Source organism: Pseudorhodoferax aquiterrae, from assembly GCF_014652235.1.
Classification (GTDB): domain Bacteria; phylum Pseudomonadota; class Gammaproteobacteria; order Burkholderiales; family Burkholderiaceae_C; genus Pseudorhodoferax; species Pseudorhodoferax aquiterrae.
In genome coordinates this window covers 1-10,408 of sequence record NZ_BMYK01000058.1, presented here as the reverse complement: position 1 = coordinate 10,408, position 10,408 = coordinate 1, and the positions used below count along the sequence as shown (strand labels likewise).

10 protein-coding genes are annotated in these 10,408 nt (G+C 61.2%); 7 read left to right on the top strand and 3 right to left on the bottom strand.

Features of this window, described 5'->3' with window-relative positions:
* Positions 1-572 precede the first annotated feature (572 nt).
* A complete protein-coding gene (locus tag IE209_RS33180; RefSeq protein WP_189691134.1) occupies positions 573-1,106 on the top strand; it encodes a GNAT family N-acetyltransferase in 534 nt (177 codons plus the stop codon).
* A 692-nt stretch (positions 1,107-1,798) separates the two neighbouring features.
* On the top strand, positions 1,799-2,518 hold the full coding sequence (locus IE209_RS33175) for a DUF899 domain-containing protein (RefSeq protein ID WP_308433250.1): 720 nt from the start codon (positions 1,799-1,801) through the stop codon (positions 2,516-2,518).
* Between the two features lie 127 nt (positions 2,519-2,645).
* Here IE209_RS33175 and IE209_RS33170 read toward each other — a convergent pair whose 3' ends face one another.
* Complete coding sequence (locus IE209_RS33170; RefSeq protein WP_189691132.1) at positions 2,646-3,746, bottom strand: ABC transporter substrate-binding protein; 1,101 nt, start codon at positions 3,744-3,746, stop codon at positions 2,646-2,648.
* Between the two features lie 616 nt (positions 3,747-4,362).
* On the opposite strand from IE209_RS33170, the gene IE209_RS33165 reads away from it, so the two are divergent.
* Positions 4,363-4,557 carry a hypothetical protein gene (locus IE209_RS33165; protein ID WP_189691131.1) on the top strand — a complete coding sequence of 65 codons (195 nt, stop codon included), beginning with the start codon at positions 4,363-4,365 and terminating at the stop codon, positions 4,555-4,557.
* Between the two features lie 282 nt (positions 4,558-4,839).
* Here IE209_RS33165 and IE209_RS33160 read toward each other — a convergent pair whose 3' ends face one another.
* Positions 4,840-5,091, bottom strand: coding sequence for a DUF378 domain-containing protein (locus IE209_RS33160; RefSeq protein WP_189691130.1), 252 nt, complete (start codon positions 5,089-5,091; stop codon positions 4,840-4,842).
* Between the two features lie 261 nt (positions 5,092-5,352).
* Between IE209_RS33160 and IE209_RS33155 the strand changes: the two genes are divergently transcribed.
* Positions 5,353-5,688, top strand: coding sequence for a hypothetical protein (locus IE209_RS33155; protein WP_189691129.1), 336 nt, complete (start codon positions 5,353-5,355; stop codon positions 5,686-5,688).
* A gap of 183 nt (positions 5,689-5,871) precedes the next feature.
* Here the strand turns inward: IE209_RS33155 and IE209_RS33150 are convergent, their stop codons facing one another.
* Entirely contained in the window at positions 5,872-6,342 is a 471-nt protein-coding gene (locus tag IE209_RS33150; protein WP_189691128.1) for a spore coat protein U domain-containing protein, read from the bottom strand.
* A gap of 464 nt (positions 6,343-6,806) precedes the next feature.
* Between IE209_RS33150 and IE209_RS34285 the strand changes: the two genes are divergently transcribed.
* The 3 genes from IE209_RS34285 to IE209_RS33135 all read left to right on the top strand — a co-directional run bounded on the left by IE209_RS34285 (position 6,807) and on the right by IE209_RS33135 (position 10,073).
* On the top strand, positions 6,807-8,978 hold the full coding sequence (locus tag IE209_RS34285) for a beta strand repeat-containing protein (RefSeq protein ID WP_189691127.1): 2,172 nt from the start codon (positions 6,807-6,809) through the stop codon (positions 8,976-8,978).
* Positions 8,979-9,409: 431 nt separating this feature from the next.
* Entirely contained in the window at positions 9,410-9,700 is a 291-nt protein-coding gene (locus IE209_RS33140) for a hypothetical protein (protein ID WP_189691126.1), read from the top strand.
* A 4-nt stretch (positions 9,701-9,704) separates the two neighbouring features.
* Complete coding sequence (locus IE209_RS33135; protein ID WP_189691125.1) at positions 9,705-10,073, top strand: hypothetical protein; 369 nt, start codon at positions 9,705-9,707, stop codon at positions 10,071-10,073.
* The last annotated feature ends 335 nt before the right edge of the window (positions 10,074-10,408 follow it).

Genomic DNA, 10,408 nt, shown 5'->3' with positions numbered 1-10,408 from the left:
AGTCATATGCACTGTCCTGTTCCTATCTCCAAAGATAAGCGACAGGACGGGGCCGGGGAATCAGGGGGCTATCTCACAACGAAGCCGACTACCGGCAGTCGCGGGTGCGGAGTGCGGTCGTCCCACTGTTTGAGGCGTTTTGCCGCGGCCAAAGCGGTACAGGGCAGGGCAGCACCTACCTGCGAATCGGGCCGGTCATGGCCAATTAAATCGCTCGTGTCCACGACGGCTACGTCTTTGGCCGCTGCGACCATCGACGAGTAGTTTTCAAGCTGGAGGTGCATAAGAGAAGTAGCCGTTGGCTGGTACGGTGACCCCCCAAGGAGTGAAATTCGGTCAGGAACGATCGCATAGTTACCGGATGAGCCGTCGTTTCCCGCGGCTGTGGGCGGTGTTCAGGGATCGGGGCCATCAACCCCAGTTTTTCGAAATCAGTCAACCACTTCCCGTTTTTTCATGTATGTTGCAAGTTCTAAGCATCGTGTGGGCGCAGTCAATGCCACCGCGTCGCTCTTGGCGATCCCCACCGCGCGCCTAGCTTGCCCTGTGAGGCCAGCATCTGAATGTCTTTGATGTTTGAAAAAGTCTTTGAAACCGAGCGCTCACTGGTACGGCGGTGGTGCAGCGCAGACCTGGACGAGCTGGTGAAGGTCTATGGCGACAGAGAAGCCATGAAATGGGTGGGCGACGGCCGACCGCTTAGCGAGAGCGAATGCCGCGAATGGTTGGTCGTTACCTTCCGCAATTACAAAAGGCGTGGATACGGAATGTTCGCAGTCGAATTGAAGGGACGGCCACGAGCTATCGGATTCTGCGGCATCGTGCATCCGGGAGATCAAGAGGAGCCCGAGGTCAAGTATGCATACTTGCGCTGCTGTTGGGGGCAGGGTATTGCCACAGAAGTCTTGCGCGGCCTCGTTGCATATGGCACCGAAGTTCATGGCCTCATGGATTTTGTCGCCACTACGGCGCCAAATAATTGCGCCTCGCATGCGGTGCTTAAAAAAGCTGGGTTTCTTCCTGGGGAGCTATTCACGGATGAACACGGTGACCTCACGCAGCCGTTTCTCTACCATGCGACGCAGACACCGTCGAGCAAAGCTTGAGCCTTCACACAGTCAGAAGTCATCCGTTCATCGCCTGGAACATCACATCCGCGGACATGCATGAATTGCGTGTCGATTTCACTTTACCCCCACCCAGTCCGCACAAAAAAGGCGATAGATAGATGCATCAGCGGCCTTCCCGCCTGAAAGACAGCCTTAGGGTCGACTCGGGAAAAGCAGATCAGGCGCACTACCGCGCGCAGCTGCAGGCGTTGTGCGACGCAACTTCGATGAACCTCTCCCGAACGCTGAAAACGGGAGACTGGCGCGCCAGAAGCGACCTACAGGATCGCTGCGTTTCATGAAATGCATGTCGTGGAATGGGGCCTCGTGGTCTCCGGAGGCGGGAGCTGGCAGTCCCGAGCATCAAACCGCGTTGCCGAAGACCGCTCTGGTGACGGCAGTGCAGAGTAAACGGGTCTCCCACCCCTTCGGTCGCAGTTCCATATAGGTTGCGAAGGTTGCGTGCGCGGGGCAGTGGCGTAACGCGCCAGCTTGTAATCCAGCAGTGTCCGACTGCCAAAGAGGCAGACTGACGCGCCCCTGGATGCATGGAGTTTTCAGCTATCGCGACGAATTTGTTACTTCCCCTCGCGCAAAACCCACTGTAGATTTTAGGGAAAGGCGCACAACTCTGCGTCCGATAGAAGGGGTTGGCAATGATTTTCACACCGGAGTCCACTGGCGCTCGAATGGCCTTGCTCGCACGCGAAAAGGAACTGATGCGACTATCGGATGAACTCGCGCGAGGGCGACGGTTTTTACCTCGGCACCACATTGACAAGCTCTATTGCTTTGAAGGGCTCGATGGCACGTGCACGCTTTCTCAGCTTTTTGGTGAGTCGAGCCAACTGATTGTTCAGCACTTCATGCTTGGTCCTGGTTGGGAGGAAGGTTGCCCCAGCTGTTCTTTCATGGCAGACCACGTCGACGCTATGCTCCCCCACCTCCTCGCACGCGACGTTGCGTTCTGTGCAGTCTCACGTGCGCCATTGCAAGAACTTGAGCGCTTCCGCCAACGTATGGGTTGGCGATTCAGATGGCTTTCTTCGTACGGTAGCGACTTCAACTCGGACTTTGGGGTTAGCTTCACGAAAGAGCAGTTGGCAAACGGCTCGGTTCTCTATAACTTTCGCGAGGAAGCATTTCCCCACGGTGAGGCGCCAGGCATCAGCGTTTTCGAGCGCGGGGCGCTGGGGCAAGTGTTCCACACGTATTCAACGTATGGTCGGGGCGTGGAGGTCATGATGGGCACATACCGACTCCTTGATTTGACGCCGCACGGCAGAGACGAAGGTGAGCTGCCGCACACGATGAGTTGGGTGCGCCACCATGACAGGTACGCTGTGAAGCCGTCCCGCGCGCGTGACTGCTGCCGCGTAACCCGATCAGAGGTCGAAGACGACCGCTGACGAAAGCCGAACGGCGTGAAACTCACCTAGATTGCGGAGCGCTTGAGGTGAAATGCCCTTTCTCGCTCGCCCGAGGCATCCAGTGCCCCTTGGGCTGGTGAAGAACGCACGAACGATTTCACTCCCCTTACGGAGCACTTCGAAGTTGCGAGCGGCGGATGCGGATTGAGTCTGGGTTCGCAGGATCTCGGTCAGCAATCTGTATTGGAGCTTCGATCCACTGCCACACGTCAATACCCGACACGCGAGAGAACCTGATGTGCCCTCTTGATCCTTCAATGTTCATGCTTCGCCAAATGACGTCCATGGCGATGCCTGTTGCCTTCATCTCAAGGAGGCTGATGACTACTTTTGTCGCGTCATATCCTTCCAAGGCGACGAACGACGGTGTTTGACCGAGCATTCGCTCAAGACGCTCTAATGTTGTCCGACCGGCCGCTGACAGTCGGCTTGGGAGATATTGCAGAAAGGGGATACCTGCTCCTTGGTGTCCCAGAACGGAATGCACCTCGTCGAGTTCACACTGTCCCGCAGGCGCTCCGATCAGCATGCCCGCCAGCCGCGGCTCCTCTCGCACATGCCGAACGATGGAAATGAACGGCTCAGGAGCACCGACGAGCAGGATCAGCGCCGTTGCTGAGGTCGGCGCAAGGCGTCTGCATAGATCGACCGGCGATACGCTCGACACGTCGATCTCCACCAAGTCAATATTTAACTTTTTTAATCGATCGCGCAGGATTCCGCGACCTGTGTTCCAGTAAATGCTGGGTATGTAGCCGACGGCGATGCCACGGTGATTTAGAGCTGCTAGAAAATCGGCGTACTGGGCCCAGCTGCGCGATTGCGGCGGTGCGAGTCGCGCGACCCAATCGGTTGGTCCATCGGTAAGCGTGTCAAGCACAGCCGACGCACAAACGAAAGGGAGTTTGAGCTCGTGCGCTCTCTTGGCGATGGCCCGAGCAACGACACTGTGGTACTCACCGACGATGGCGGCAGCACCTTGCCGAGCGAGATTCTCCACGGCAGCTAGCGCCTTTTCAGGATCCGCTGCCGTATCTTCCACAAGCAACTTGATTCTATTGCGCAGCTTGCGTTGCAGATTGATCTCACGGACGGCAAGCTCGACGCCAGCGATCAAGTGCCGGCCTGCTCCTTCCCAACCTGGGCTCGTCAGTGGAGCAACCACACCAACTTGAATGGGTTGCTCGTCGAGAGAACGACGTTTCATGCTGACCTTCTGTGTTTGAGGCGCCATTGACATCCATGCCGAGAACCGTTCAGTAACTTTGCACGGGAGTTCCACGTTCAAAATGGTCGTGACCCACGCTGCGCAAGGCACCCACATGAAAGAGCCCGAGCCCAATGACCCGTAGCCGGTGATCCGCAGTGCTTCCGTGACCCTACCAAGTCTGGCTCGGATGACGACGTCGTTTCCAACCGACATGGATGCGAAGGGACAAACTGCGCCAGTTGGCTGCCTGTGTCCGCCCAACTCAGCAGCCTGAAGTCCGAGTCAGGCGCGGCGCCTCGCCACTTTAGTCCACCCTTCGCGCGCAGAACTGCTACGTTCGACGCAGTGGTACGCGCTCAAGCACCGTCCATCGCAGAAACGGCTAGTTGGCCATCTTGCTGAGGCGCTTGCATTGGCGGCCAGGCTCAGCGATGTCAAGCTGGTCAATGCGCGTCCATCGGGGTTGCATCTCGGGCCCGCTTTCCAGTTGGTTGCCTTGTCGCTAGGCGAGGAAGTGGAACCGCGCACGGGCTAGGGTCGGCATCGCCTTGAGAATTTGGCCAGCAAGACAGCGGGACCATCAACGAGGAACGAGCCTCCTGGCGATGACTGAATGGCAAGCTGGCTGCCTGGAGCGCCGTTGCGGCAGATGCGCACTGCTGAGCGCTTCGTCTCCTTCGATGGCGGTCTCGACTGGGACGACGACGGAATCCCCGTGCACGAGCTTCTCATCGTCAAGGTCGATCGGATGCTAGCGAACGTCCGACACCGAACCCGCGTCGTTCCAACGAACCGCTCCACGGCGTAGATCATGGAGTCCTCCTTGTGTTGGGATTGGTTCTCGAAGAGGACCGATGTTGGCCAGTCGATTCAGAGCTGCGCGGCGAAATGCCGTGAGACCTCGGAAAAAAGCGGATGCCAGGCGCGACCTGGATGGTGCTGATGTGTCTTGTGCCTCAGCGACGAGGACCATCCCGTGGCGCGTCTCCACGGCTTCATCCGTCCCATTTGACGCATGGGGTGCGACACGCGGCAGCTGCCTAGGATGGCTGCCGTACCCGTGTTCGTTCATGGCCTGCGGGTGAGGGCATCAAGTTGACCGGCGGAACAGAATGCTGATGCCGTAGATGGCAGACAGGCCCACGAGGACGTAGACGATCCGTGCGAACGGGGTCATGACGCCGAAGATCGCAGCGACCAGGTCGAAGCCAAATAGCCCGACGAGGCCCCAGTTCACGCCCCCAACGATCAGCAACACCAAGGCGATGTAGTCCAGGGCAGAAAACGTCCGAACACGAACGGGGACGGTGGTGCTGGCGGCGGTGGAGTAGCTGGTTGGCATATCGGTTTCCGAAGAGGTTGAAAGAGATGTCAGTAGACGGTTTGGTTGGGACTCGACGGGGCGTCCTATCTCCCGGTGTCGTGTTAGCAAAATTCCCGGTGACGCGTGTATAGATCGGCAGTCCCGAGCCCCTTTTGGTCTGGCGTCCGGCAACTTCATTGCGGTACGTGGCGCGCGGAAGGAATCGACTTGTAGATGAGAGGGCCTTCGCTCCTTGCGCGCCCCACGAATACGATGGCTCATCGATTCACGGAGACCTCCATGAGCCAAACTACCCGCAGCCAACGCATCATCAACGCCTTGAACCAACTCCAGCAGTTCCTGCCAGCTCACCGCGCGGGCGATGAGGTGGCCATTCACGTGCTGACTGGGGCAAGCGTCACCGCGGTGGCTTCGGACGATGCAGAAGATGGAATGCTTTTCGTCCGCTTCCCGGGCGGGGAATCGGTCCAGGTCATCGGCGATCTCTATTTGGAACTGCAGGTCACGGAGAGCGCTCGGCTCGTCGTCGACGGTCCCAGCGATGGGTCCAGTGCCTATGCGAAACGGTCCGCTGCGGACCTCAAGCATTTCAGGCGCAAGTCCGATCTCGAATAGGCGAAGGCAATAGCAATCCGTAGGCGCGCATAGGTTCTACTTGGCTTTGCGCCTAGCGGTCGCTGTTGCGGGTGTCTACGAATTCGGGCGTCTTTCATGCAGAGGGTTGGAGGCAGGCCAGCGCTCGTGCTGAAACAGGCGCGGACGATTCCGCGAATTGGCGCGGAACGCAACCGACCGGTCTTACCAAGCGAGCGTGACTTGAAGCACGTCCGTGTAGGTGCCCGCGCTCAACGCGGCTGGGCTGGTCTTGTTGATGCGGCCGTAGATCGGCAGCGGTAGGGCTACACCCGTGCCGGGCAGCGTCACACCGACAGCGCTGGCGCTGGTGGGGTATGCATTGGTCATGGCGACGTCGCTGTAAACCTCGTAGGGCAGATAGCTGGAGGTCCCCAACTTCATGGCGCGCGAGCCCATGCCGACGGAGCCGCCCTGGCCGGCGTTGTTGCCGCCGCTGACGGTAATAGACAGGGAGGTGACGTCGGGCGAGCAGAAGATCTGGGTGGCGCCGGCGCCACCGGCACCGCCGGAAGCGGTGGCGGCCAGTATGCCGGTGAAGGTGGCCGGCTGGGTGCCGAAGTCCAGGGTACCGAAATTCACGCCGGTGGAACCCGCGCCCGGGGCGCCGGAGACGATGCAACCGGCCTGCAGCACATCTTGGTGCTGAGCTGGCCGGCCATGCTGCCCGATGCGAAAGCAGGGACAGCTCCGACGACCAGGGTGCTTAAGACCAGGGCAACGTCGGCGGACAGCTTGCGCATCTTGACCGCATTGGGAAATTGATTGTTGGGCCTTCATGAACCGATGGCGCATTTGTTCGTTCCCTCGACGCCGAGATCGTGTGGGAAACGTGATGCGGCGCCGCTCCCATCGACACAGTCCGTCAAGGGCGGCTGGGCATTGGTCCTGGTAGGGTCCGTGAGAATGGCTCCCGAGCAGGTCATCTGCCCGTCTGCTGCAATTCGCCCATAAACCAGCCGAACGAAAAGTTGCATTTGCGTTGATCGAGTGACATATGGTTAGACTGAGTCAGCGCTTCACCACCAGCTAGCCCCTCAAGAGCAGAAGAAGGCGAGTTGCCGAGCGTCAATCTTCAACCGCTTCAAAGGACGCCATTCATGCTTCTGCCGTTCCGCCTTCTCTGGTGGCATCTCAAGCTCCTCGCACTGGCTGGTTTGGTCTCTCTCAGCGCGTGCAACGGAGGCGGCGATTCATCGCCTGCCACTCTGCGCGCGCTGGAAATCCAACCTGCTCAAGCCACCCTCGCCGCAGGAACGTCGGTTCAGCTGTCCGCGACTGCGATCTACACGGACAACACCAACCGTGACGTCACCGGCTCGGTCGCATGGTCATCCGGCACGCCGAGCGTCGTCGCGGTCGATGCGGCCGGCAAGGCAGCGGGTGCGGCCGTGGGGACGGCCACCGTCAGCGCCTCGTTCGAGGGTCAGTCGGCCAGCGCATCGCTGACGGTGACGCCGGCCACGGTGGCGAGCATCGCGGTCACGCCAGCGATCGCCTCGGCACCGGCCGGCACGCACTCGCAATTTGCGGCCACGGCGACCTTGACCGACAACAGCACCCAGGACGTGACGGCCGATGTGGATTGGGCAACGTCCAACGCGACCTTCGCTTCGATCTCTACTGCCGGTTTGGCATCTGGCCTTGCGCAGGGCCAGGTCACCGTCACGGCGACTTGCCGGGTTGCCACGTGCGGATCGGCCACAGCCGCTGCGACGTTCAACATTACGGCAGCGCAGTTGCTTTCGCTCGCCGTGACGCCTGCAACGCCAAGCATCGCATTGGGGACAACGCAGCAGCTGATCGCCACTGGAACTTTTGGTGACAACACCACGCGCGACCTGAGCAACCAGGTGACATGGACGTCGGACAACGCTGCTGTGGCGACCGTCAGCAATGCCCCAGGGACCGTTGGATGGGTCAACTCGGTGGCAGTCGGCAACGCCCAGATCACGGCGCAGTTCGCAGGCGTGACCTCCACGGCGATCACGTTGAACGTGACACCGGCGACGTTGTCCTCGATCACCGTGACGCCCGCTAGCCCGAACGTTGCAGCGGGTCTTTCGCAGCAGTTCACCGCCGTTGGCATCTACAGCGACCAGACCACCCAGCCTTTGACGGACCAGGTGACCTGGGCTTCTAGCAACGGCGGTGTGGCAACGGTCAGCAACGCCAACGGATCGCACGGTTTGGCCACGACCACGGCGACTGGCACGGCCTCGATCACGGCAGCCAGTGGCGCCATCGCATCGGCACCGGTGACGCTGACCGTCACGCCGGCGACCCTTGTGTCTCTCGCGGTAAACCCCTCGAGCGCGAGCGTCGCCTCTGGCGGCACCCAGGGCTTTGCCGCCGTCGGAACATTCACCGATGCTAGCACCCAAGACCTGACCGCGACGGCAATGTGGACCTCGAGCGCGCCATCGGTCGCGACGGTCAGCAACGCAGCGGGCACGAAAGGTCTTGCGACTGGACTGGTGAACGGTGCGACGACCATCACGGCCCTGGTGGGTAGTGTGAGTTCGACATCGTTGCTCACTGTGCAGCCGAACACTTACTCCATTCCTGGCTCTTACACGTACACCGTGCCAGGCGGCGTGACGGCGGTCCAAGTCGACGCCGTCGGTGGTGGGGGCGGCGGCGGTGTTTACACGGGCGGACATGGCGGTCGCGTGACCGTGACTATGGCCGTGAGCCCGGGCGACGTCCTCAACCTTTTTGTCGGTGGCGGAGGGGCCACGGACAATATCACGGGCGGCGGCGGGGGCGCATCGACTGTGAACGCGGGTACACCGAACCAAGTTATCGCTGGCGGTGGCGGTGGTTCCGGCTCGGGCACCGCCGGCAACGGTAGCGGCGGTAACGGCGGCGGCAACGGAGTGGCTGCGGGTTCCCAGGGCGGCGATAGCTCCGGCGGCTTTGGTGGCTCCGGTGGCACGGGCGGCGCCATCGGCACCTTCAGCGGTGCGCCGGGCGTTGCCGGCGGCAACGGAAACGGCGGGCAGGGCGGCGTTGGGGGACGTGGAGCACCAGGCGGTGCGGGCGCGGGATCGGGCTCCGGGGGTGCAGGCGGAAGTGCCTGCTGCGGCGGCGGTGGTGGCGGTGGCTACGGCGGCGGCGCCGGCGGGGGAAGTGGCCCTATGTCGGACGGCGGCGGCGGCGGCGGCGGCAGCACTGGCCCGTCTGGAGCTGTGTTCTCGCTTGCCACCAACCGTGGCGCGGCTGGCGCTGCGGGCGGAAACGGATCGATCACGATTTCCATCGTTCCTTGACGCCCTACCGGACGACGTCTCGGCCGGCCGAAGTGGTGAAGCCCGGGCGTGACCGGGCTTCTTTCACCGGCCTGCGAGAAAGCGTACGGAGGGGGAGCCAGAGTTCTGTCTTGGTACTGGCGGCAGACAGATAATCGCCCCATGAAAGAGCAAAGCCGGTCGGCAGGTACCGAGTCATGCCTAACCCCACCGACGAGGTCAGGCCGCCCACGCACAGCTCTTGACCGTGCATCTCCATCCGCACTGACGATCAGCTGCCATTGCTACAGAAGGCCAATCCGCATCACACGGAGATACCGTAGGGCAGCGAGCCCGTGTCATGAAGGCGCGTGGAATTTCATTGGGAGCTCGTCGCCTAGGTTCACCCGGAACATCTGCGTCCTCGACACTTTGTTCACTGGCGCAGAGCACGCAGACGATAGGATTTCAGAATGAGTGACGGCATCTTCGGGCCCACGCACGAGCCGGCCGGACTGCTGTACGACGCCTTCCAGGCCGAGGCTCTGCTGCGTGAGAAGCGCGAGGTTGGGATCTGGATCGAGAAGGAGCGGCTTGCCGTCCGGACGGCCGCGCTTGACTACGCTCAACGGCACGGTCGGCCGGTCCCAACTCTGGACCAGGTCAAGGAGCAGTTGGCTCAGGGTCACATCGACTACGGTGCCAAGTGGGCCTATGGCGTGGCCGAACTGTTGAGCACTGCGCCTGCGAGCCGTGGGAAGTAGGGCGATGCTCATCGCGCACTGTCCCATTGAAGGGATCCAGATCTCCGAGGATGCGGCCTCCTGCACGCACGACAACATCGACACGTTCTTCGGTGATCTCCCGCACGGTGCCGGGCTACTGGTACTGGGCCGGCAATCCGCGGCGCAAAGCCATTACATCGAAAAAATAGCCATGACCAAGAATGCCAGTACATCCTCGATGACGCACCAGGGCTACCTCGTCATCTCGCGCACTGGGCCCATGTTTTTTGGCCTCGAAGACCTGGAGGAGGCCATGAAGTATTGCCAACCCAAAGCCATGCCGGTCAGGCTTTTTGCCGATGAGGCCGAGACGGCAGCGCACGAACACGCGCAAGGCGAAGACGACGCGTGAACAGATCCCTGACACGGTCCCAGTCTTGTCACGGGTGCAGCGAGGGGCGACGCGGCAGCGAGGGCTGTCCTCAGCGTTCTCTAAGCCATCCCCCTGCTGCGCCGCCTTGACGAGCCGGCTTTGGTCGCCGCTTACGACCACGCTCGGCTGCTGGCGTTTTTCCGGCACGTCCACTGGACGGCATTTCTTCCATGAAAAGTCCGGACGCTGCAGGCCAGTGCACCTGGGTGGGCCGGCCTGGAGTCAGGCGCCATGCTCCCAGCCACAATAGGCTCATGTGCGACGTAAGCGTCCGGCGAAGTCATCTTGACTTCGCCGAGCAGGCTCAGTGAGCA